The sequence below is a fragment of the Streptomyces sp. NPDC006208 genome, assembly GCF_040613775.1.
Classification (GTDB): domain Bacteria; phylum Actinomycetota; class Actinomycetes; order Streptomycetales; family Streptomycetaceae; genus Streptomyces.
Genome location: NZ_JBEXSW010000006.1, coordinates 192,310 through 213,405 on the forward strand (window position 1 = coordinate 192,310; position 21,096 = coordinate 213,405).

At 67.4% G+C, this 21,096-nt stretch carries 20 protein-coding genes; 9 read left to right on the plus strand and 11 right to left on the minus strand.

Translation table 11 applies throughout. The features are described 5' to 3' along the window. Window positions 1-92: 92 nt before the first annotated feature. Together ABZ208_RS06775 and ABZ208_RS06780 are read left to right on the plus strand one after the other, a co-directional pair. Window positions 93-569 (plus strand): MarR family transcriptional regulator, encoded by a 477-nt coding sequence (locus tag ABZ208_RS06775; RefSeq protein WP_356908478.1) that lies wholly within the window; start codon window positions 93-95, stop codon window positions 567-569. 10 nt (window positions 570-579) lie between these two features. Then, window positions 580-1,032 (plus strand): GNAT family N-acetyltransferase, encoded by a 453-nt coding sequence (locus ABZ208_RS06780; protein ID WP_356908479.1) that lies wholly within the window; start codon window positions 580-582, stop codon window positions 1,030-1,032. Between the two features lie 60 nt (window positions 1,033-1,092). On the opposite strand, the gene ABZ208_RS06785 is transcribed toward ABZ208_RS06780, so the two are convergent. The 4 genes from ABZ208_RS06785 to ABZ208_RS06800 form a co-directional block, all read right to left on the minus strand. Beyond that, the gene (locus ABZ208_RS06785) at window positions 1,093-2,481 is read right to left on the minus strand and encodes a serine hydrolase domain-containing protein (protein ID WP_356908480.1); all 1,389 of its coding nucleotides are present in this window, start codon (window positions 2,479-2,481) and stop codon (window positions 1,093-1,095) included. 236 nt (window positions 2,482-2,717) lie between these two features. Continuing rightward, the gene (locus tag ABZ208_RS06790) at window positions 2,718-3,509 is read right to left on the minus strand and encodes an ABC transporter permease (protein WP_356908481.1); all 792 of its coding nucleotides are present in this window, start codon (window positions 3,507-3,509) and stop codon (window positions 2,718-2,720) included. Beyond that, entirely contained in the window at window positions 3,506-4,480 is a 975-nt protein-coding gene (locus ABZ208_RS06795; RefSeq protein ID WP_356908482.1) for an ATP-binding cassette domain-containing protein, read from the minus strand. The genes ABZ208_RS06790 and ABZ208_RS06795 overlap by 4 nt, the downstream gene beginning before the upstream one ends. Before the next feature lie 14 nt (window positions 4,481-4,494). Further along, on the minus strand, window positions 4,495-5,166 hold the full coding sequence (locus tag ABZ208_RS06800; protein WP_356908483.1) for a DUF4097 family beta strand repeat-containing protein: 672 nt from the start codon (window positions 5,164-5,166) through the stop codon (window positions 4,495-4,497). A gap of 221 nt (window positions 5,167-5,387) precedes the next feature. On the opposite strand from ABZ208_RS06800, the gene ABZ208_RS06805 reads away from it, so the two are divergent. Then, complete coding sequence (locus ABZ208_RS06805) at window positions 5,388-6,137, plus strand: helix-turn-helix domain-containing protein (protein WP_356908484.1); 750 nt, start codon at window positions 5,388-5,390, stop codon at window positions 6,135-6,137. Between the two features lie 170 nt (window positions 6,138-6,307). On the opposite strand, the gene dnaB is transcribed toward ABZ208_RS06805, so the two are convergent. Next, window positions 6,308-7,783 (minus strand): replicative DNA helicase, encoded by a 1,476-nt coding sequence (gene dnaB / locus ABZ208_RS06810; RefSeq protein WP_356908513.1) that lies wholly within the window; start codon window positions 7,781-7,783, stop codon window positions 6,308-6,310. 442 nt (window positions 7,784-8,225) lie between these two features. Here dnaB and ABZ208_RS06815 point away from each other — a divergent pair, with 442 nt between their 5' ends. Beyond that, the gene (locus tag ABZ208_RS06815; protein WP_356908485.1) at window positions 8,226-9,563 is read left to right on the plus strand and encodes an MATE family efflux transporter; all 1,338 of its coding nucleotides are present in this window, start codon (window positions 8,226-8,228) and stop codon (window positions 9,561-9,563) included. Between the two features lie 165 nt (window positions 9,564-9,728). On the opposite strand, the gene rplI is transcribed toward ABZ208_RS06815, so the two are convergent. From rplI to rpsF, 4 genes are all read right to left on the minus strand, one after another. After that, window positions 9,729-10,175: a 50S ribosomal protein L9 gene (gene rplI, locus ABZ208_RS06820; RefSeq protein ID WP_328398840.1), complete on the minus strand. Its 447-nt coding sequence runs from the start codon at window positions 10,173-10,175 to the stop codon at window positions 9,729-9,731. Window positions 10,176-10,193: 18 nt separating this feature from the next. Continuing rightward, a complete protein-coding gene (gene rpsR / locus ABZ208_RS06825) occupies window positions 10,194-10,430 on the minus strand; it encodes a 30S ribosomal protein S18 (RefSeq protein ID WP_003956534.1) in 237 nt (78 codons plus the stop codon). A gap of 43 nt (window positions 10,431-10,473) precedes the next feature. Further along, the gene (locus ABZ208_RS06830) at window positions 10,474-11,052 is read right to left on the minus strand and encodes a single-stranded DNA-binding protein (RefSeq protein ID WP_356908486.1); all 579 of its coding nucleotides are present in this window, start codon (window positions 11,050-11,052) and stop codon (window positions 10,474-10,476) included. Between the two features lie 73 nt (window positions 11,053-11,125). Next, window positions 11,126-11,416, minus strand: a complete 291-nt coding sequence (rpsF, locus tag ABZ208_RS06835; RefSeq protein ID WP_004950685.1) for a 30S ribosomal protein S6 — start codon at window positions 11,414-11,416, stop codon at window positions 11,126-11,128. Window positions 11,417-11,688: 272 nt separating this feature from the next. On the opposite strand from rpsF, the gene ABZ208_RS06840 reads away from it, so the two are divergent. From ABZ208_RS06840 to ABZ208_RS06850, 3 genes are all read left to right on the plus strand, one after another. After that, on the plus strand, window positions 11,689-12,000 hold the full coding sequence (locus ABZ208_RS06840; RefSeq protein ID WP_356908487.1) for a hypothetical protein: 312 nt from the start codon (window positions 11,689-11,691) through the stop codon (window positions 11,998-12,000). A gap of 157 nt (window positions 12,001-12,157) precedes the next feature. After that, the gene (locus tag ABZ208_RS06845; protein WP_328398834.1) at window positions 12,158-13,276 is read left to right on the plus strand and encodes a peptidoglycan bridge formation glycyltransferase FemA/FemB family protein; all 1,119 of its coding nucleotides are present in this window, start codon (window positions 12,158-12,160) and stop codon (window positions 13,274-13,276) included. A 94-nt stretch (window positions 13,277-13,370) separates the two neighbouring features. After that, entirely contained in the window at window positions 13,371-14,402 is a 1,032-nt protein-coding gene (locus ABZ208_RS06850; protein ID WP_356908488.1) for an alanine racemase, read from the plus strand. A gap of 102 nt (window positions 14,403-14,504) precedes the next feature. Here ABZ208_RS06850 and ABZ208_RS06855 read toward each other — a convergent pair whose 3' ends face one another. Further along, a complete protein-coding gene (locus ABZ208_RS06855; RefSeq protein WP_356908489.1) occupies window positions 14,505-16,040 on the minus strand; it encodes a glycosyltransferase 87 family protein in 1,536 nt (511 codons plus the stop codon). A 101-nt stretch (window positions 16,041-16,141) separates the two neighbouring features. After that, window positions 16,142-18,856 (minus strand): transglycosylase domain-containing protein, encoded by a 2,715-nt coding sequence (locus tag ABZ208_RS06860; protein ID WP_356908490.1) that lies wholly within the window; start codon window positions 18,854-18,856, stop codon window positions 16,142-16,144. Between the two features lie 371 nt (window positions 18,857-19,227). On the opposite strand from ABZ208_RS06860, the gene ABZ208_RS06865 reads away from it, so the two are divergent. Both ABZ208_RS06865 and ABZ208_RS06870 read left to right on the plus strand, forming a co-directional pair. After that, on the plus strand, window positions 19,228-19,944 hold the full coding sequence (locus ABZ208_RS06865) for a PadR family transcriptional regulator (RefSeq protein ID WP_328398826.1): 717 nt from the start codon (window positions 19,228-19,230) through the stop codon (window positions 19,942-19,944). A gap of 59 nt (window positions 19,945-20,003) precedes the next feature. Then, on the plus strand, window positions 20,004-21,086 hold the full coding sequence (locus ABZ208_RS06870; RefSeq protein ID WP_356908491.1) for an inositol-3-phosphate synthase: 1,083 nt from the start codon (window positions 20,004-20,006) through the stop codon (window positions 21,084-21,086). The last annotated feature ends 10 nt before the right edge of the window (window positions 21,087-21,096 follow it).

Consider the following 21,096-nt stretch of genomic DNA (forward strand, 5'->3'; position numbering starts at 1 on the left):
TTAGTTGCAAGCGCGGGATATTGCATCAATCGTCTAACCTGGAGAGCGAGCCGCTCGAGAGCCGAGGACTCCAGCACCGAGGAGGTCACCAGATGAGCGCGACCGACCCCGCCCTCACGTCCCTGTCCCAGGGCTGGTGCGCTCTCTCGCTGCTGCACGGGAAGATCGAGGCCCATATCGAGCGCGCTCTCGAGGCCAACCACGGACTGAGCGTCCGGGAGTTCTCACTCCTTGACGTTCTCAGCCGCCAGCACGACGGCGAAGGTGGCCATCTGCAGATGAAGCAGGTCGCCGACGCTGTCGTCCTCAGCCAGAGCGCCACCACCCGCCTCGTCACCCGCCTCGAGGACCGTGGCCTGCTGTCCCGCTACCTGTGCCCCACCGACCGCCGCGGCATCTACACCAACGTCAGCGAAGCGGGCCTCCGGCTCCTCGCCGAGGCCCGCCCCACCAATGACTCCGCCCTGCGCGAGGCACTCGACCAAGCGGCCAAGAACCCTGAGCTCGCTCCTCTGGTCAAGGCTGTCGAAGAGCTCGGAGTTCCCGCACAGCGGGCAGCAACTGCGTAGTCTGCCGATCATGAACGAGCTGCAGATACGGCCGGCCGTACGCCACGACATCCCGGCGATCGTGGCGTTGCTCGCCGACGACCCTCTGGGCGCCCAGCGGGAGTCGCCGGACGACCTCGACCCGTACAACGCCGCGTTTGAGCGGCTGGCCGACGACCCGAACCAGCATCAGACGGTCGCGGTACGCGGTCACCGGGTCGTCGGTGTTCTCCAGCTCACGATCATCCCCGGGCTGTCGCGCCGAGGCGCCACGCGCTCGATCATCGAGGGCGTACGAATCCACGCGGACGAGCGCGGCACCGGCCTCGGCACCCAGCTCGTCGAATGGGCCGTCGCCGAGTCACGCCGCCGGGGCTGCCGGCTCGTTCAGCTCACATCCGATGTCAGCCGCACCGATGCACACCGCTTCTACCAGCGGCTCGGCTTCGAGGCTTCGCACGTCGGGTTCAAGCTGAGCATCTGATCCGTGTACAGACAGGTCTGGTAGAAGCAGGTGGCGGTTTCACGTGAAACACCGTCCGGCTCATCCACCGAGCCCGCGCCAGCCGTGCTCGTCCACACCCCCGGGAACCGCATCACCCGGCTCGTACGGCTCGCGGGTGAAGACGAACGAGCCGAGGTCCAGATGGCTCACCGAACCGTCGTCACGGCGCACCACACGCAACGTCTCCCCCGCGTAGTAGCCGTCGAGCCCGGTCCATGTCTCCCGCGCCCCCGGGTCAGCGACGAATCGTGACTTCCGGCCCGCCCCGCGCAGCGGCTCCAGCTCTACGCCGCGGTCCGCCACCAGGCGCAGACCGTAGGGGTATGTCCCCCAGTACCAAGGCCCCGTCAGTTCCAGCAGCGCCTGGTCGACCTCAGGGAGCGGCTTCCAAGGTTCAGGGATCCGCGGCTCTGCATCCGCCACGATCCGTACGAGATCGCCGGCTACCACCCCGGTCGAGGGGCCCGAGGTTGCGTTGGCCAGCGCGACCGCCGCAACGCCGTCGTCCAGGCTCACCCACAGCCCGGCGAGGAAGCCTGGGAGCGAGCCTCCATGGCCGACCAAGGTGCGTCCGTCCCGTCGCACGATCTGCAGGCCCAGGCCGTACAGGCTCTCCCACTCCCCGCTCTCGGGCGGCACGGACGGCGTCCGCATCTCGCTCAGGGACTCGGCACTCAGGACGCGGTCGTCCCCATCGGCAAGGAAGGCAGCGAAGCGGCAGAGGTCGCCGGCCGTCGACCAGAGCTGCCCGGCCGGGGCCATCAACCCCAGGTCCTCGGCCGGTTCGGGCAGCATCACATCCGCCCAGGGGTGCACCGCCCACCCGCCGGCGTGCGGCATCCGGGGCTGCATGCTCGTGCGATTCAGCGCCAGCGGCTCAAGGATCTCGCGCCGGAGCACCTCCTCCCACGACGCCTCCCGTACCGCCTCGACCAGCGAACCGAGGAGTGTGTAGCCGGGGTTGGAGTAGTGATGCCGGCGCCCGGCCGGGTGCATCCGTGTCTTCTCACCCAGCACATCGGCAAGGTCCGGGCGAGTAGACCCCGGGGTCCGCTCCCACCATGGCGCCGGTGACTCCGCGCTCAACCCCGCACTGTGCCCCAGAAGTTGGACGATGGTCACCTCACCCACACCCGTGCCAGGCAGATGCTTCTCCAGAGGATCGCCCAGATCCAGCAGCCCCTCATCGCGCAGCCGCATCACGAGGACTGCCGTAAAGGTCTTGGTGATGGAGCCGATGCGGTACTGGGTGTCGGCGTCCGGCGCGTGTCCGTCGACCGATGTGCGCGACCCCGTCCACACCAGATGCCCATCGCGCTGCACGGCGGCAACCAGCGACGGCGCACGCCCTTCGGCCTGCGCGACGGCGATACGGTGCAGAAGGGCCCGCCGGGTGCTGGGAAGCAGTTCTTCCAAGAATGACTTCATACGCAAGGTCTATCGGTGCCGGTCCGCGACGTCGACCGCATGTGCCCGACACCTCGTCGCGCGGCTCCCCGCGCCATCAGGCGCCTAGATCAATTGAGACGGTGCCACGGGGCCGGGGATCCCCGGGGCCGGATGGCCGGGAGCGCCGACAGGGCGGCGTACGCCGACGCGGTGCCGGAGTACGCCGCCCTGGGGCGGAACGAGTTGCGGGAGGCGGCCCCGCGCTGTCATGGCGGTTACTTCGGGTCGCTGTTGAACTTCGAGGTCGACCAGAAGTAGCCGAGCACCGCGAGACCCAGGCACCAGACGATGGCGAGCCACCCGTTGTGGCCGATCTCGCTGCCGAGCAGCAGGCCCCGCAGGGTTTCGATGGCGGGCGTGAACGGCTGGTACTCGGCGATCGGCTGGAACCAGCCGGGCATGGAGTCGATCGGGGTGAAGGCGCTGGAGAGGAGCGGCAGCAGGATCAGCGGCATCGCGTTGTTGCTGGCGGCCTCGGCGTTCGGGCTGATCAGGCCCATACCGACCGCGATCCAGGTGAGCGCCGTGGCGAAGAGCACGAGCAGCCCGAACGCCGCCAGCCACTCCAGGGCGGTTGCATCCGTGGACCGGAAGCCGATGGCCACGGCGACGGCGCCGACGAGGACCACGCTCATGATCGACTGCAGCACGCTGCCGACGACGTGCCCGACGAGCACCGAAGGGCGGTGGATCGCCATCGTGCGGAAGCGGGCGATGATGCCCTCGGTCATGTCGTTGGAGACGGACACCGCGGTTCCGACCACGGTGCTGCCGATGGTCATCAGCAGCAAGCCCGGGACGACATACGCGATGTATGCGGAGCGGTCCGGGCCACCGCCGCCGATGCCCGAGCTCATCGTGTCGCCGAAGATGTAGACGAAGAGCAACAGCAGCATGATCGGGGTGAGCAGCAGGTTCAGGGTGAGGGAGGGATAGCGCCGCGCGTGCAGGAGGTTGCGGCGCAGCATCGTGGACGAGTCGCGTACGGCGAGGGAGAGGGAGCTCATCGGGCGGCCTCCTTGGGCTGGCTGGGCAGGCTGGACCGGCCGGGCTGCGCGTCGGTGCCGGTCAGGGCGAAGAACACGTCGTCGAGGTCGGGGGTGTGCAGGGTCAGTTCGTCCGCCTCGATGCCGGCCGAGTCCAGCCAGTCGAGGATGGAGCGCAGCTCGCGCTGGCTGCCGTCGCTGGGGATCTGCAGCGCCAGTGCCTCGTCGTCCCGGGTGACCTCGCGCAGGGCGAGGGCGGCGCTCTGGTACGCGGCCGGGTCGGCGAAGCGGAGCCGCACGTGTCCGCCGGGGATCAGCCGCTTCAGCTCGTCGGCGCTCCCCTCGGCCGCGATCCCGCCGTTGTTCAGCACCGCGATACGGTCGGCGAGCTCGTCGGCCTCCTCCAGGTACTGGGTGGTGAGGAAGACGGTGACGCCGTCGGAGACCAGCTCGCGGATGATCTGCCACATGTTGTGCCGGGAGCGCGGGTCGAGGCCGGTGGTCGGCTCGTCGAGGAAGATGATCCGCGGGTTGCCGACCAGCGTCATGGCGATGTCCAGACGACGCTTCATGCCGCCGGAGTAGGTGGAGGCGGGCTTCTTCGCCGCCTCGACCAGGTCGAAGCGCTCCAGCAGCTCGGCGGCGGTGCGCCGCCCCTCGCTGCGGGAGAGGTGGTGCAGGTCCGCCATGAGGAGCATGTTCTCCTCGCCGGTGATCAGGCCGTCGACGGCGGAGAACTGGCCGGTGACGCCGATCGCGGCGCGCACCGCCTGGGGCTCGGTGGCCAGGTCATGGCCACCGACGCGGATCACGCCGTCATCGGCGCTGATCAGGGTGGAGAGGATCTTGACGGCGGTTGTCTTGCCGGCGCCGTTCGGGCCGAGCAGGGAGAAGATCGTTCCTTCGGGGACGGCCAGGTCGACGCCGTCGAGGACGACCTTGTCGCCGTAGGACTTGCGCAGCCCGTTCGCCGCGATGGCCAGGTTGGTCATGAGGGGTGCTCCTTCTACAGGCTGCGGGCGGAAATGTCGCCGTGGGAGGTGGTCGCGCGGATGTTCAGGCCGGCGGCGGCGCCGTCGGTGTTCTTGAGCGCGTTGTGGAGCCGGCCGTAACCCGTGCCGGCGTCCAGGGAGGCGGAGACTCCGTGAGCGGCGCCGATGGACACGTCGCCCATTTGAGTGGTCAGCACGACCGTGCCGCGCACCGCCTCGGCGATGTGGATGTCGCCCTTTTGCGTGCTGATCTCCGCGGGGCCGCCCAGGCGGCCGATGGAGACGTCACCGGCGGCCGCGGTGAGGCGCATGCTCGCGGCCTCGTCGATCTTGATCGCGCCGTGCGCACCCTCGACGACGACGTCGCCGAGGCGTCCGACGGCCCGGAATTCGGCGCAGGATGACTTCGCCTCGATACGGGAGTCGGCGGGCAGCTGGATGCTCACCTCGATGGATCCGGAGGGGCCGAGGTACTGGTTCTTCGCCGCCGGGGCGTCGATCCGCAGGACGCCGTCGGCGTAGTCGACCGTGGTCTGCTCCGCCGCCTTCACGTCGCGGCCCTTCGAGGCGTTTGCGGGCAGGACCTCGACCGTGGTGTCGGCCCGGTCGGCGGCGATGAACCGGATGCGCCCCGCGGGGATGTCCAGGACGGCGGAGATCGGGGCGGGGGTGTCGAACTTCTGCATCGTGCTCTCCTGTGCTCGTTGTTTCCGATGCCGGAAAAGCTACGTTGCATTCAAGGATCTGGCAACAAGCTTGTTGCACACAATCACTGTTAGTGCAGGTAAGAGCCATTAGATCGTTGCAATGGATTGGAGACTAACGCAACAGCACCCGCTCTGTTGTTGCACTGGATTGAGGGTGAACGCTAAGCTGCAGGCAACACGGGAGCACGAAGGAGGCCGCGATGCCGGGAGGCAGGCTCACCCAGTCCGAACGCCGGCAGATCGCGCTGGGGCTGGCCGACGGCGACGCCTATGCGGAGATCGCCAGACGTCTCGACCGCCCCACCTCGACGATCACGCGTGAGGTGATGCGCAACGGCGGCCCCACCGCTTACCGCGCCGAGCTGGCCCAGCGCGCCACCGAACGCCGCGCCCACAGGCGCAGGCACACCTCGCCCCGCGGGTCGGACGCGCAGGCACACGGACGCGACGTCGAGGCCGTGCGCGAGTACGAGGAGATGTTCACCACCGTCCTGATGCAATCGGGCCTGCCCAAGATGCTGTCCCGGGTGCTGACCTGCCTCTACACCAGCGACGCGGGCAGCCTCACCGCGTCCGAACTCGTCCAGCGCCTCCAGGTCAGCCCGGCGTCCATCTCCAAAGCGATCACGGCGCTCGAGAACATGACCCTCGTGCGCCGGGAAGCAGGCGAACGCCGCCGCGAGCGCTACATCGTCGACGACGACATCTGGTACCAGTCGATGATGGCCAGCGCCCGGTCCAACGCCCAGCTCGCCGAGACCGCACGCCAAGGCGTCGCCGTCCTCGGTCGCGACACCCCGGCCGCCGCCCGCCTCGAAAACGTCGCCCGCTTCCTCGACTTCGTCGGCGAGAGCATCATCCGCGCCGCGGAGCAGGCCCGCGAAGTCCTCTACACCAAAGCCGAGGCGACCCCGGGCAGCACTGCCGAGCCACGTGCAGACCGCGGATAGACAGCCGTCCTGATGGTCACAGCCAGTGGCGCCCGCGCCGGATCCCTCAACCTGAGCCGACCCCAACGTGCGCCCGCCAGGCGGCCTCGTTCAGGCTGGGGTCGGTGAGGTCGGCAAGTCCTTCATCGCAACTCCGTGGCTGATCGGGTGGCGGGTCGAAGATCACCGGATCAGGTCTGCGCCATGTCCACGAAGCGCGAGTAGTGGCCCTGGAACGCGACCGTGATCGTCGCCGTCGGGCCGTTACGGTGCTTGGCCACGATCAGGTCCGCTTCGCCCGCGCGCGGCGACTCCTTCTCGTACGCGTCCTCGCGGTGCAGCAGGATGACCATGTCCGCATCCTGCTCGATGGATCCCGATTCACGCAGGTCGGAGACCATCGGCTTCTTGTCCGTGCGCTGCTCGGGACCACGGTTCAGCTGGGACAGGGCGATCACCGGGACCTCGAGCTCCTTGGCCAGCAGCTTCAGGTTCCGGGACATGTCCGAGACTTCCTGCTGACGGCTCTCGGCCCGCTTGGACCCGCCCGACTGCATCAGCTGCAGATAGTCGATGACGACGAGCTTCAGATCATTGCGCTGCTTCAGCCGACGGCACTTGGCACGGATCTCCATCATCGACAGGTTGGGCGAGTCGTCGATGTAGAGCGGGGCCTGCGACACGTCCGGCATCCGGCGCGCGAGCCGCGTCCAGTCCTCGTCCGTCATCGTCCCGGACCGCATGTGGTGCAGCGCCACCCGCGCCTCGGCGGACAGCAGACGCATCGCGATCTCGTTCCGGCCCATTTCGAGGGAGAAGATCACGCTGGGCAGATTGTTCTTGATCGAGGCGGCCCGCGCGAAGTCCAGGGCCAGAGTCGACTTACCCATGGCGGGACGGGCCGCGATCACAATCATCTGGCCCGGGTGCAGTCCGTTGGTCAGCGAGTCGAAGTCCGTGAACCCGGTCGGCACACCGGTCATCTCGCCGCTACGGGAACCGATCGCCTCGATCTCGTCGAGAGCGCCCTCCATGATGTCGCCGAGCGGCAGATAGTCCTCACTGGTGCGCTGCTCGGTGACCGCATAGATCTCCGCCTGCGCCGAGTTGACGATCTCGTCGACATCGCCGTCGGCGGCATATCCCATCTGCGTGATCTTGGTTCCGGCCTCCACCAGCCTGCGCAGCACCGCACGCTCATGGACGATCTCCGCGTAGTACGACGCATTGGCCGCGGTCGGCACCGATTGAACCAGCGTGTGCAGATAGGGAGCTCCGCCGACCCTGGTGATCTCACCGCGCTTGACCAGCTCGGCGGCGACCGTGATGGGGTCTGCGGGCTCACCCTTCGCGTACAGGTCCAGGATGGCCTGGAAGACCGTCTCGTGGGCGGGCCGGTAGAAGTCATGGCCCTTGATGATCTCCACGACATCGGCGATGGCGTCCTTGGACAGCAACATGCCGCCGAGCACCGACTGCTCGGCGTCCAGGTCCTGGGGCGGCACGCGTTCGAAGCCGGGCGAGCCCGAGTCCCAACCGCCGTTCTCCGTGCCCCGGTCGTGCTGGTCCTCTCGGCCCCCGCGCCCGCTGCGACCCTGATCCTGGCGCCGGCGGGAAGCGGGCAGACGGTCACTGGGGCTGGTTTCGGCCGCCCACGGATCGTCCAGGGGCTCGGAAATGCTCACCCGGCCCACCTCCTCCCGTCCGCTCCACGGACCTCGCCGCGCCACTCTTTCTACGGCACGACACTGACAAAACAGACCGCCGAACTCCGCTTTCGGCGAGTCAGGCGACGGTCCACGGTAGGCCCGGCGGCACCTTCAGCCAATCTGGTTATCCACAGGCCATGTGGACGACGGACCAGATGCTGTGGAGAACCCTCCAGAACCTGTGCACGGAGCGGGGGACAGCACTGTGGACAAAGTCATAACCCCCTCCTCCAACCCCAACTGACCTGGCATTTTTCCGTCCACCGGCTGTGGGGGAGAAAAACTTTCCCAACCGGACCAAGATCGGAACGAACAGCGCACAGGAGTGCCCACCAAGACCGATTCGGTAAGGGACGTAAGGCAATTGCATCTCTTACCTGTGGAAGATTACATTGATGCCATGACACAGGCTCCCGTGGCGTCGAAGGCTCATCGACGACAGCACGACCGAGAGATCGTCTCGCTCGCCGTTCCCGCCTTCGGTGCACTCGTCGCCGAGCCTCTCTTCCTCATCGTCGACAGCGCCATAGTCGGCCATCTCGGCACTCCCCAACTCGCCGGGCTGGGCATCGCGGCCGCACTGCTGACGACGGCCGTGAGCATCTTCGTCTTTCTCGCCTATGCCACAACTGCAGCCGTAGCCCGACGCGTCGGCGCGGGCGATCATCAGGCGGCCATCCGCCAAGGCATGGACGGCATCTGGCTGGCCCTTTTGCTCGGTGTCGCCGTCGTCACCGTCACCCTGCCCGGTGCCCCATGGCTGATCGATCTTCTCGGCGCCTCCGACACCGCGGCCCCCCATGCCATCACCTATCTGCGGATATCCAGCCTCGGCATCCCGGCCATGCTCGTCGTCTTCGCGGCCACCGGTGTGCTGCGCGGACTACAGGACACGAAAACCCCGCTGTACGTCGCGATCGGCGGATTCGCGGCCAACGCAGGCCTCAACGCCGGCCTGGTATACGGCGCAGACCTCGGCATCGCGGGCTCGGCCTGGGGCACCGTGATCGCCCAGTGCGGCATGGCGGCGGCCTATCTCGTCGTCGTGGTCCGCGGTGCGCGGCGGCACGGCTCGTCGATGCGGCCCGATGCAGCGGGCATACGGGCGAGTGCCCAGGCGGGCGGGCCCCTGCTGGTCCGCACGCTCTCCCTGCGGGCAGTGCTGTTGATCGCCACGGCCGCCGCAGCGGGTCTCGGGGACACGAATATCGCCGCACATCAGGTGGTGCTCTCCCTGTGGACTCTGCTGGCCTTTGCCCTCGACGCGATCGCCATCGCCGGACAGGCGATCATCGGGCGCTGTCTCGGCGCGGGCGATGGCGACGGAGCGCGGCAGGCATGTCGGCGCATGGTCGAGTGGGGGATCATCTCGGGAGTCGCACTGGGGCTGCTGGTGGTGGTCTGCCGTCCGCTCTTCGTCCCCTTGTTCACCAGTGATCAGGCGGTGCAGGACACGCTGCTTCCTGCCCTGCTCGTCGTTGCCGTCACCCAGCCGATCGCTGGAGTGGTCTTCGTCCTGGACGGTGTCCTGATGGGTGCGGGCGACGGGCCTTATCTGGCCTGGGCGATGCTGCTGACGCTGGCGGTGTTCGCGCCGGTCGCCCTGCTGGTACCCAGCCTCGGCGGCGGGCTTACCACTCTGTGGTGGGCGATGGCGCTGATGATGACGGTGCGGATGCTGACCCTCTGGTGGCGTGCGCGATCCGGCCGCTGGATTGTCACGGGCGCCACACGCTGACGCCCTCGACGAGCCCGTACCGACGTTTCACGTGAAACACGGTGCGCTTCCTACGCCCGGACAGGGTTCACAGAGCAGACAGACAGAAGCGATGCCCCGAAGAGGAAGGGCCGCACCCAGAGGGTACGGCCCTTCTCTACTGCTCTATCGAGCCGGTCGCAGCGATCAGGCCGCGACGACCTCGACACCGAGCTGCGCAGCAACCTCGGGGTGCAGACGCACGGACACCTGGTGCGAGCCCAGGGTCTTGATCGGCGAACCGAGCTCAACGCGACGCTTGTCGACCTCCGGGCCACCGGCAGCCTTGATCGCCGAGGCGATGTCGGCCGGGGTGACGGAGCCGAACAGGCGGCCGGCGTCGCCGGAGCGGACGGCCAGGCGCACCTTCACGGCCTCGAGCTGGCCCTTGACGCTGTTGGCCTGCTCGATGGTCGCGATCTCGTGGATCTTGCGGGCGCGGCGGATCTGCGCCACGTCCTTCTCGCCGCCCTTGGTCCAGCGGATCGCGAAACCGCGCGGGACCAGGTAGTTGCGAGCGTAGCCGTCCTTGACGTCGACGACGTCGCCGGCGGCGCCGAGGCCAGAGACCTCATGGGTGAGGATGATCTTCATGTTTCGGTCACCCTTCCCTTATCGCGCGGTGGACGTGTAGGGCAGCAGCGCCATCTCACGGCTGTTCTTCACGGCCGTGGCGACGTCACGCTGGTGCTGCGTGCAGTTGCCGGTAACGCGGCGGGCACGGATCTTGCCGCGGTCGGAAATGAACTTCCGCAGCATGTTCGTGTCCTTGTAGTCCACGTACACGGTCTTGTCCTTGCAGAACGCGCAGACCTTCTTCTTAGGCTTGCGCACAGGCGGCTTCGCCATGGTGTATCTCCTGTGTGATCAAGAAGTGGGGTACGAGCTGCCCTTAGAAGGGCGGCTCGTCCGAGTAGCCGCCGCCGGAACCGCCGGAGCTTCCGCCCCAGCTGCCCCCACCCTGCTGGCCGCCGCCGGCCGGCGCGCTGGTGGCCCAGGGGTCGTCGGCGGGAGCGCCGCCGCCCTGCTGCTGGCCACCACCGGGGCTGCCGCCCCAGTTACCGCCGCCCTGCTGGCCGCCGCCGTAGCCGCCCTGGCCACCGCGACCGGTGGTCTTGGTGACCTTGGCCGTGGCGTTCTTGAGGCTGGGGCCGACTTCCTCGACGTCCAGCTCGTAGACCGTGCGCTTGACGCCCTCGCGGTCCTCGTACGACCGCTGCTTCAGACGGCCCTGCACGACGACGCGCATGCCGCGCTGGAGCGACTCGGCGACGTTCTCCGCCGCCTGACGCCAGACCGAGCAGGTGAGGAAGAGGCTCTCGCCGTCCTTCCACTCATTGGTCTGGCGGTCGAAGGTGCGGGGAGTGGACGCGACGCGGAACTTCGCGACCGCCGCACCGGACGGGGTGAAGCGCAGCTCGGGGTCGTCGACGAGATTGCCGACGACCGTGATGACGGTCTCGCCTGCCATGGGTGAACCTCTCGGCGGGATTGCTTCTGGCTGCTTGCTGCTACTCGAACCCGATGACCTCTGAGCTAGATGCTCAGTGGGTCTCGGGACGGAGGACCTTGGTCCGGAGGACCGACTCGTTCAGGTTCATCTGGCGGTCGAGCTCCTTGACGACCGCAGGCTCGGCCTGCAGGTCGATGACCGAGTAGATGCCCTCGGGCTTCTTCTTGATCTCGTAAGCGAGACGACGACGGCCCCAGGTGTCGACCTTCTCCACCTTTCCGTTGCCCTCACGGACGACGGAGAGGAAGTTCTCGATCAGCGGGGAGACAGCGCGCTCCTCGAGATCGGGGTCGAGGATGACCATCACCTCGTAGTGACGCATGTGGAACCCACCTCCTTTGGACTCAGCGGCCACGGTCGTTCCGTGGCAGGAGGGTCGTGATGCGTAAGCAACGGTATCGGTCGCCACTGACAATCCCTGCTCGTCGAGCTGGGACTGCGTTCTGGCCAGGACAGACACCGGTGCAGACCGTACAGAGTACCCGCACACCGGCTTCCGGTTGAAATCCGGTGGTGAGGAGACGCAATCTGTACACATCGGGTGGACGCGGCGCTACCATGCGCCGCTTTTCCGGCAACGCCAGGAGGTGCTTCATGGCACAGCCAACGCGACATCCCTCCGTCTCTCTGCTCGCCACGGACGGCAAGCCTCATCCCCTCCAGGACACCCTGGTGGTGGTGACGCTCGTACTCGGTGCTGTGGCCTTCGTTTCCGCCATGTTCGACAGCATGCATCTGCTCAGCTCGTGGGCCGGACTGATCGGCATCCTGACCGGCGGATACGGACAGTTCGTTTCGGAGACGACCCGCGAACGCTTCCCGCTGGTCGTCGGCCTGGGAGCCTCGGCAGTCGGGTTCTTCCTCGGCATGGCGCACGGCGGACTCTTCGGCGGAGTACTCGGATAGCGGGTCCTCGGCAGGTGTGCCGGCGGGGCAGCGCGCCCACGGTGGTCAAGCGCTCTTGCACAGCGCCATCGAGCACGCTTCCCCCGCGCAGTAGGCTTCGGCGCGAGAGCCGGAGCCCCTGTACCCATGGGGACACACCTGCCGAGGAGCGCCCCGCATGAGCCTGACCCTGAGGACCATCAGCCGTGAGCAGCATCTGGCCTATATCCAGAGCCTGCCCTCGGCGAGTCACTGCCAGGTTCCGGCATGGGCTGATGTGAAGACGGAGTGGCGCTCGGAGAATCTGGGCTGGTTCGACAAGAACAACGAACTGGTGGGCGCAGGCCTGGTCCTGTACCGCCAGCTGCCCAAGATCAAGCGGTACCTCGCCTACCTGCCCGAGGGCCCGGTCATCAACTGGTACGCCCCCAACCTGGACGACTGGCTCCAGCCGATGCTCGCGCATCTGAAGAACCAGGGCGCCTTCTCCGTGAAGATGGGCCCGCCGGTGGTCATCCGGCGCTGGGACGCTCCGGCCATCAAGTCGGGAATCCAGGACCCCGACGTGAAGCGTCTGCGCGACGTGGAGGCCTCCCACATCGAGCCCCGCGCGTTCGAAGTGGCCGACCGGCTGCGGAAGATGGGCTGGCAGCAGGGCGAGGACGGCGGCGCAGGCTTCGGTGATGTGCAGCCCCGCTACGTCTACCAGGTACCGCTGGCGAACCGCTCGCTCGACGATGTCCTCAAGGGCTTCAACCAGCTGTGGCGGCGCAACATCAAGAAGGCCGAGAAGGCCGGTGTCGAGGTCGTCCAGGGCGGCTACGACGACCTTGCCGAGTGGCAGCGCCTGTACGAGATCACGGCCGTGCGCGACCGCTTCCGGCCCCGCCCGCTCTCGTACTTCCAGCGCATGTGGACGGTGCTGAACAACGAGGACCCGAACCGCATGCGCCTGTACTTCGCTCGGCACAACGGCGTGAATCTGTCGGCGGCGACGATGCTGGTGGTCGGCGGGCACGTCTGGTACTCGTACGGCGCCTCGGACAACATCGGGCGTGAGGTCCGGCCCTCGAACGCGATGCAGTGGCGGATGCTGCGCGACGCGTACGCCATGGGGGCCACGGTCTACGACCTGCGCGGTATCAGCGACTCGCTCGACGAGACGGACCACCTGTTCGGTCTGATCCAGTTCAAGGTGGGCACGGGCGGCGAGGCCGTCGAGTACGTGGGCGAGTGGGACTTCCCGCTCAACAAGCTGCTCCACAAGGCGCTCGACATCTACATGTCGCGTCGCTGACGACACCCCGAACGGCTCCGTCGCAGCGAATGACTCCGTAGTCTCGTACATACCTCTGATACACCGCAGCCACCAGAAAGGTTCCGGGCCGGCCATGGCGCTCTCCCTCTACGTAGACACCGCACGCTGGCGGGCGCACCAGAAGTCGGTGATCGACCAGTTCCCCGGGCTCGTACCGGTGTGCAAGGGCAATGGCTACGGCTTCGGTCATGAGCGGCTCGCGGACGAAGCTGCCCGCTTCGGCGCCGACATGCTGGCTGTGGGCACCACCTACGAGGCGGCACGGATCAAGGACTGGTTCAGCGGCGACCTGCTGGTCCTGACCCCGTTCAGACGCGGCGAGGAGCCGGTGCCGCTGCCGGACCGGGTGGTCCGTTCGGTCTCGTCCGTGGACGGTGTGCACGCCCTGGTCGGGGCGCGGGTCGTCATCGAGTGCATGAGCTCGATGAAGCGGCACGGCATCGTCGAGCAGGAGCTCGGCCAGCTGCACGCGGCCATCGAGGACGTACGGCTGGAGGGCTTCGCGCTGCACCTGCCGCTGGACCGCACGGACGGTTCGGACGCGGTCGAGGAGGTCATCGGCTGGATGGACCGGCTGCGGGCGGCCCGGCTCCCCCTGCACACGATGTTCGTCAGCCATTTGCGGGCCGAGGAACAGGCGCGGCTTCAGCAGCAGTTCCCGCAGACCCGCTTCCGGGCCCGCATCGGTACCCGGCTGTGGCTGGGTGACCACGAGTCCACCGAGTACCGCGGCTCGGTGCTCGATGTCACGCCGGTCGCCAAGGGTGACCGTTTCGGTTACCGCCAGCAGAAGGCGACGTCCGACGGGTGGCTCGTGGTCGTGGCCGGCGGTACGTCGCACGGCGTCGGCCTCGAGGCGCCGAAGGCGATGCACGGTGTGATGCCGCGTGCCAAGGGTGTCGCGCGCGCGGGTCTGGCGACGGTGAACCGCAATCTGTCGCCGTTCGTGTGGGCGGGCAAGCAGCGCTGGTTCGCCGAACCGCCGCACATGCAGGTGTCGATCCTGTTCGTACCTGCCGATGCGCAGGAACCGAAGGTCGGTGACGAGCTGGTGGCTCACCTGCGGCACACGACGACGCAGTTCGACCGTCTCGTCGACCGCTAGGACCGTCTGAGCGTACGCGGCAGGGGCCCGGCGTACGTCCCCTGCCGCGGGGCGGCGTACGTGTCTCCCTGCGCGAGGCCCGGCGCAGGGCCTGCACCGGGGCTAGGACGCCACCCGGGGGCCAGTCTCCGGGCCGCTGCGGAGATGGGCCCCCCATTCGACGCGTGTGCCCTCCACAGCGTGCGCCGCGTGCTTCGGCGGATGGGCGGCGTGCCCCAGGACGAACACGTCCGGAGCTCCGTCCAGCACCCCGCCCGCAGGGTCGTCCGTGCCGTCCTGGCGTACGTCGTCCTTCTCGGGCATGAAGATGTCGCGCACGATCACCGCGCACAGGTACAGCGTGCCGAGCAGATGCAGAGCGATGGCGACCTGGTAGCCCTCGGTCGGCAGCCCCTGGTGCTTCGGGCTGGTGGTGAAGGCGAGGTACATCCAGATGCCCAGGAAGTACATCACCTCGCAGGCCTGCCAGATCAGGAAGTCCCGCCAGCGGGGCCGGGCCAGCGCGGCGAGCGGAATCAGCCACAGCACGTACTGCGGCGAGTAGACCTTGTTGGTGAGGATGAACGCCGCCACGAGCAGGAACGCCAGCTGGGCGAAGCGGGGCCGCCGCGGGGCGGTCAGCGTGAGTACGCAGACGACGAGGATGGCCGCGATCACCAGGAGCGAGGCGTACGTGTTGACCGCGGGGACCTCGATCTGGATGCCGGTGCGCTGAGTGATGATCAGCCAGATCGAGCCGAAGTCGATCGTCCGCTCCTCGCTGAAGGTGTAGAACTTCTTCCACCCCTCCGGCGCGAACAGCATCACCGGGAGGTTGACGATCAGCCAGGCACTCGCGGCAGCGATCGACGCGGTGATGAATTCCCGCCACTTGCCTGCGCGCCAGCACAGCGGCAGCAGTGCCACGAGGAGGAATGCGGGATAGAGCTTGGCCGCGGTGGCCAGCCCGATGAGGATGCCGAACGCGACCACTCTGCCGCGGGACCACATCAGCATGGCCGCGGCAGTGAGGGCCACGGCCAGCAGGTCCCAGTTGATGGTGGCGGTGAGCGCGAAGGCAGGTGCCAGGGCGACGAGCAGTGCGTCCCAGGGGCGGTGGCGGTGGGTGCGGGTCACACAGACGGCCACGATCGCGGCGCAGATCAGCAGCATGCCGGCGTTGACCATCCAGTACAGCTGTTGCTGCTGAATGCCGTCGTCGACGAGACCGAGCCAGGAGGCAAGGTCGTTGACCCACGAGGCAAGCTGCATGAACAGGCCGGTCAGGACGGGGTACTCGAGGTACTCCATGTCGCCGGGCAGCCGGTCGAAGTACGGAATACTGCCTTCCGAGAAGCCGCGCCCCACGTACAGGTGCGGGATGTCGGAGTAGCACGCGTGGGTGTACTGCGAGCTGGTTCCGCGGAACCAGGCCCAGTTGTAGCAGGGCCACTTCTGCACCATGCCGAGCGCGAACATGCCGATGGCCACCAGAGCGATGACCCGTACGGGCGTGAGCCAGCCATGGGCGCCGCGCAGCGCCCAGCGGCCGGCGGCACCGCCGATCAGCTCGCTGCCGGCCGCGGCGATCCTGTCGTGCCGCGTGGGGCGCACCTCGGCACGGTCCTCGTACACGCTCGTCTCTTCTGCGCTGGGCATGCTGCACATCCTGCCGTACGGGGTGGGGACTGCGGCGCGGGCCGCCACCCCCCGATGTTCCGGGGGTGGCGGCCCGCGTGGTGGTACCTGGACGGCCGAGGCTAACCGGTACCGTCCGCGCCGCCGATGAACTCGCCGCCGTTCCCTCCGTTGCCGTTCCCTCCGCCGTTCCTGCCTCCGCCGTCCGTCGGCGAGGTGGACGGGCTGACGGTCGGCCCGCCGTTCACACCACCCTGGTCCGTGCCGGTGCTGGTGCCGCCGTCGGTGCAGGTCCAGTCCTCCCACGGGTTGCACGACTCGGTCGGGCCGGGGGAGATCGACGGCGTCTCGGACGGGGTCTCGGACGGGGTCTCGGACGGGGTCTCGGACGGCGTATCGCTCGGTGTCGGCGACGGGCTGACCGCGCCGCCGCCCCAGACGGCCTCGCCGTCGATGGGCTCGGGCTCGTCGAACTCCAGCACCTTCGCGTTCTCGAGCGCATCCGACATGTAGGTCTGCCAGATCTCGGACGGGAACGACGAACCGTGGATCTTGGCCTGTCCACCCGTGCCGAACATCTCGAGGAACTCGCGCGGCTTCTCGCTCTTCTCGTTGTCGTCGAGCCGGTACATGTCGATGGCGGTCGACAGCTGCGGCGTGTAGCCCACGAACCAGGCCGACTTGTTGCCGTCGGTCGTACCGGTCTTGCCGGCGACCTGGCGACCGGGGATGGCGGCGTTGTTACCCGTGCCCTCGGGATCCTCGACCACATCCCGCAGGACGTCGGTCACATTGGTCGCGACCGCCTTGGAGAAGGCCTGCTTGCCGTCCCCCTCATGCTGGTAGACCGGCACGTTGCCCTTTTCGATCTTGCTGACCGAATACGGGGCGTACTGCTCGCCATTGGCCGCGAAGGTCGCATACGCGCCGGCCATGCGGATGGCGCTGGGGGAGGAGGTGCCGATCGAGAACGACGGGACGTTCCCCTTGGCCAGGCTGCCCTCGAGCAGACCCGCGTCCACGGCTGCCTGCCTGACCTGCGGAATGCCGACATCCATACCCAGCTGGACGAAGGGCGAGTTGGCGGAGTGGATCATGGCTTCACGCAGATCGATGTTGCCGTACGACCTGTCGCCGTCGTTGCGCTGGAGCCACTCCTTGCCGGACTCGTCGGCCCAGATGGAACCGTCCCAGTTCTTGATCTTGAGCTTGTTCTTGCCGCTGTAGCGGCTCTTGTCCGGGTCCACGATGGTGCGCTCTGCGAGGGCCTGCTCTTCGCCGCCATCGGGGTCGCGAACGCCGTCGCGCATCGCCGCTGCGAGGACGAACGGCTTGAACGTCGAACCGACCTGGGCACCGGTCGTGTCGGCGTTGTTGGTGAAGTGCTTCGTCGCGTCCGCGCCGCCGTAGATCGCCACGATCTTGCCGGTCCCCGGCTCGACCGACGCCCCGCCGAACTGGACGTGAGTGTCCTTCTTCGGACGCAGCTTGGGCTTGATGTTCTTGTCCCGAACCTTGTTCACGGCCTTCTCGAGCGCGCGGACCTTGTTCTTGTTGAAGGTCGTGTGGATCTCGTAGCCGCCCTTGGAGAGCTGCTCCGGCGTGATGTCGGTGTTGTTGACGACATAGGCCTTGGCGAGGTCCACGAGGTATCCGACCTGGCCGCCCAGCTGGGCGTTCTTACGGGGCGGATCGGGCATCGGGAACTCTTGGAACTTGCTCCGCTCCGCAGCCGTCAGGTGCTCGTCCTTGACCATCTCGTCGAGGATCCAGCGCCAGCGCTTCTCGGCCCGCTCTCTGTTGGCCTCCGGGGTCGCCGCCGCGTCGATCGCTTCGGCGCCCGCCGGGTCGTAGTACGTCGCGCCTTTGAGCAGCGAGGCGAGAACGGCGCACTCGCTCGCGTCGAGTTCCTTCGCGTCCTTGTTGTAGTACGTGCGGGCAGCCGCCTGGATGCCGTACGCGCCACGGCCGTAGTACGAGGTATTGAGATAGCCCCGCATGATGTCGTCTTTGTCCATCTCCGCCCCGGCCTTGATGGAGATGAACAGTTCCTTGAACTTACGGCTCAGGCTCTGGTCCTGGTCCTCGAGAACCGCGTTCTTGACGAACTGCTGGGTGATGGTGGAACCACCCTGGGTCTGCTCACCCTTGGCCATGTTGAACAGGGCACGACCGATTCCCATGGGATCGATGCCGGAGTCGGTCTTGAACGTCTTGTTCTCCGCCGAGATGACGGCGTTCTGCATGTCCAGTGGGATCTGTTCGATGGGGATGATCTGACGGTTCACCTCACCACCGGTCGCAGCCATCTGTGACTCGTCGTCCCAGTAGTAGACGTTGTTCTGCGCCTTGGCGAAGTCGCCCTCCTTCGGAACGCCGACCATGGCGTAGGCAATCGTGGCGGCGGTCATCAGGGATCCCAGGAAGGCCAGGCAGAGCCCGGTGACCAACTTCCACGAGGGCACCCAGCGGCGCCATCCGTACTTGTTGTGCCGCGGGTAGTCGATCAGCCGCTTCTTGCCGGGGCGGCCGCCCCGGCCACGGCCGGGACCTTCGTGACCCCCTCCGCCGCCACCGCGTCGGCCGCCTCCCGCCCGGCCTCCCTGACCGGCGCCGGCGGCTTCGTCCACGCGGCGGCGACCACCGCGCTGGGCGGCACGCCGGGCTTCTGCCCGGCCGCCGTAAGTGCGCTCGTCGTCATAGGACGAGGAAGGGGAGGCTGACGCGGTGCCCCTGGACGGGGCTGCGCGCCGCCCCGAAGGCTGCTGTGGGGCGCGCCGGGCCGCGGCGCGTCCGCCGCCCTGGGGCTGCGGCGGTTTGCGACGGTGCTCGCTCATCGAACGACTACTCCTCGGGCAGGCGAGACGCCTGGAAGCGGCAGTTGAGTTCCGGTCCCCCCGAAATGGTTACGGATGAGCTGGGTGAAGAGCTCATCCGCTGTGCATCCACGGCGAGGACGCCTGAGGGCGTCACATGGTTCCCGGCGGTCTGCATGCCGCACAGACTACGCACGGCCAAAACCCGCCTAGCCTTGAAATTCACCCCAAATCAGGCATTTTGCCTGGTGGGAATTGGCGATGTGACGCCGCTCACGATGACCCCACTTGTCGCACGGGTTACATCGCTCTATCGTGCTGATGTATCGACTCGATACATCAGCACGACACATCAGAGCGACATACATGACCGGCCCGGCGAGGAGGCGACGATGAGCAGGCGCTCCGGCATCCTCGAGTTCGCCGTGCTCGGTCTGCTCCGTGAAGCCCCCATGCACGGATACGAGCTGCGCAAGCGGCTCAACACCTCGCTGGGGATCTTCCGGGCCTTCAGCTACGGGACCCTCTACCCATGCCTCAAGACGCTGGTCAGCAACGGCTGGTTGATCGAGGAACCGGGAAGTGCTCCGGAGGATGCCCTCGCCGCATCACTGGCGGGGCGACGCGCCAAGATCGTCTACCGGTTGACGGCGGAAGGTAAGGAGCACTTCGAAGAGCTGCTCTCGCAGACCGGCCCCGACACCTGGGAGGATGAGCATTTCGCAGCCCGTTTCGCCTTCTTCGGGCAGACGGAGCGCGACGTGCGGATGCGCGTGCTCGAAGGCCGGCGCAGTCGGCTGGAGGAGCGCCTGGAGAAGATGCGCGCCTCTTTGGCCCGGACTCGCGAGCGCCTCGACGACTACACGCTTGAGCTGCAGCGGCACGGCATGGAGTCCGTGGAGCGCGAAGTGCGCTGGCTGAACGAGCTCATCGAGAGCGAGCGGGCGGGGCGGGATCAGAGACGACCCTCCCCCGAGAGCGCCGCTCAGCAGGACAACACATCTGGAGAGACGGGCGGCCTGCCCCGGCACACGGGTGCCGCGTCTTCGGGAGGGACACCTCCGGAAGGCCCCACCCCGCCGGATCCGTCCGAGGACACCGCCAAGTGAGACCTTGCGCACCGCAGGGTTTCATCCGGAAAACCGAGAACACACAGGGAGCAACCGGAATGGGTTCGGTTCGCGTAGCCATCGTCGGCGTGGGTAACTGCGCCGCCTCGCTGGTGCAGGGCGTCGAGTACTACAAGGACGCCGACCCGGCCGGCAAGGTGCCGGGTCTGATGCACGTGCAGTTCGGCGATTACCACGTCGGTGACGTGGAGTTCGTGGCCGCCTTCGACGTGGACGCCAAGAAGGTCGGCCTCGACCTGGCGGACGCCATCGGCGCCAGCGAGAACAACACCATCAAGATCTGCGACGTGCCGAACACCGGCGTCACCGTGCAGCGCGGCCACACCCTCGACGGCCTGGGCAAGTACTACCGCCAGACCATCGAGGAGTCCACCGAGGCGCCGGTCGACATCGTCCAGACCCTCAAGGACAAGCAGGTCGACGTCCTGGTCTGCTACCTGCCCGTCGGTTCCGAGGACGCTGCGAAGTTCTACGCGCAGTGCGCCATCGACGCCAAGGTCGCGTTCGTCAACGCTCTCCCGGTCTTCATCGCCGGCACCAAGGAGTGGGCGGACAAGTTCACCGAGGCCGGTGTCCCGATCGTCGGCGACGACATCAAGTCGCAGGTCGGCGCCACCATCACGCACCGCGTGATGGCGAAGCTGTTCGAGGACCGCGGTGTCCGTCTTGAGCGCACCATGCAGCTCAACGTCGGCGGCAACATGGACTTCAAGAACATGCTGGAGCGCGACCGCCTCGAGTCCAAGAAGATCTCGAAGACGCAGGCCGTCACCTCGCAGATCCCCGACCGTGAGCTGGGCGAGAAGAACGTCCACATCGGTCCGTCGGACTATGTGGCCTGGCTGGACGACCGCAAGTGGGCGTATGTACGCCTCGAGGGCCGTGCCTTCGGTGACGTCCCGCTGAACCTGGAGTACAAGCTCGAGGTCTGGGACTCCCCGAACTCCGCCGGTGTCATCATCGACGCCCTGCGTGCCGCGAAGATCGCCAAGGACCGGGGCATCGGTGGCCCGATCCTCTCCGCGTCCTCGTACTTCATGAAGTCCCCGCCGGTTCAGTACTTCGACGACGAGGCCTTCGCCAACGTCGAGAAGTTCATCAAGGGCGAGGTCGAGCGCTAAGCGTCCGGCT

What these genes read in the sequence shown, in the direction of transcription:
- ABZ208_RS06775 (WP_356908478.1), top strand. Translation starts at nt 93, where the DNA reads ATGAGCGCGACCGACCCCGCCCTCACGTCCCTGTCCCAGGGCTGGTGC.
- ABZ208_RS06780 (WP_356908479.1), top strand. Translation starts at nt 580, where the DNA reads ATGAACGAGCTGCAGATACGGCCGGCCGTACGCCACGACATCCCGGCG.
- ABZ208_RS06785 (WP_356908480.1), bottom strand. Translation starts at nt 2,481, where the DNA reads ATGAAGTCATTCTTGGAAGAACTGCTTCCCAGCACCCGGCGGGCCCTT.
- ABZ208_RS06790 (WP_356908481.1), bottom strand. Translation starts at nt 3,509, where the DNA reads ATGAGCTCCCTCTCCCTCGCCGTACGCGACTCGTCCACGATGCTGCGC.
- ABZ208_RS06795 (WP_356908482.1), bottom strand. Translation starts at nt 4,480, where the DNA reads ATGACCAACCTGGCCATCGCGGCGAACGGGCTGCGCAAGTCCTACGGC.
- ABZ208_RS06800 (WP_356908483.1), bottom strand. Translation starts at nt 5,166, where the DNA reads ATGCAGAAGTTCGACACCCCCGCCCCGATCTCCGCCGTCCTGGACATC.
- ABZ208_RS06805 (WP_356908484.1), top strand. Translation starts at nt 5,388, where the DNA reads ATGCCGGGAGGCAGGCTCACCCAGTCCGAACGCCGGCAGATCGCGCTG.
- ABZ208_RS06815 (WP_356908485.1), top strand. Translation starts at nt 8,226, where the DNA reads ATGACACAGGCTCCCGTGGCGTCGAAGGCTCATCGACGACAGCACGAC.
- rplI (WP_328398840.1), bottom strand. Translation starts at nt 10,175, where the DNA reads ATGAAGATCATCCTCACCCATGAGGTCTCTGGCCTCGGCGCCGCCGGC.
- rpsR (WP_003956534.1), bottom strand. Translation starts at nt 10,430, where the DNA reads ATGGCGAAGCCGCCTGTGCGCAAGCCTAAGAAGAAGGTCTGCGCGTTC.
- ABZ208_RS06830 (WP_356908486.1), bottom strand. Translation starts at nt 11,052, where the DNA reads ATGGCAGGCGAGACCGTCATCACGGTCGTCGGCAATCTCGTCGACGAC.
- rpsF (WP_004950685.1), bottom strand. Translation starts at nt 11,416, where the DNA reads ATGCGTCACTACGAGGTGATGGTCATCCTCGACCCCGATCTCGAGGAG.
- ABZ208_RS06840 (WP_356908487.1), top strand. Translation starts at nt 11,689, where the DNA reads ATGGCACAGCCAACGCGACATCCCTCCGTCTCTCTGCTCGCCACGGAC.
- ABZ208_RS06845 (WP_328398834.1), top strand. Translation starts at nt 12,158, where the DNA reads ATGAGCCTGACCCTGAGGACCATCAGCCGTGAGCAGCATCTGGCCTAT.
- ABZ208_RS06850 (WP_356908488.1), top strand. Translation starts at nt 13,371, where the DNA reads ATGGCGCTCTCCCTCTACGTAGACACCGCACGCTGGCGGGCGCACCAG.
- ABZ208_RS06855 (WP_356908489.1), bottom strand. Translation starts at nt 16,040, where the DNA reads ATGCCCAGCGCAGAAGAGACGAGCGTGTACGAGGACCGTGCCGAGGTG.
- ABZ208_RS06860 (WP_356908490.1), bottom strand. Translation starts at nt 18,856, where the DNA reads ATGAGCGAGCACCGTCGCAAACCGCCGCAGCCCCAGGGCGGCGGACGC.
- ABZ208_RS06865 (WP_328398826.1), top strand. Translation starts at nt 19,228, where the DNA reads ATGAGCAGGCGCTCCGGCATCCTCGAGTTCGCCGTGCTCGGTCTGCTC.
- ABZ208_RS06870 (WP_356908491.1), top strand. Translation starts at nt 20,004, where the DNA reads ATGGGTTCGGTTCGCGTAGCCATCGTCGGCGTGGGTAACTGCGCCGCC.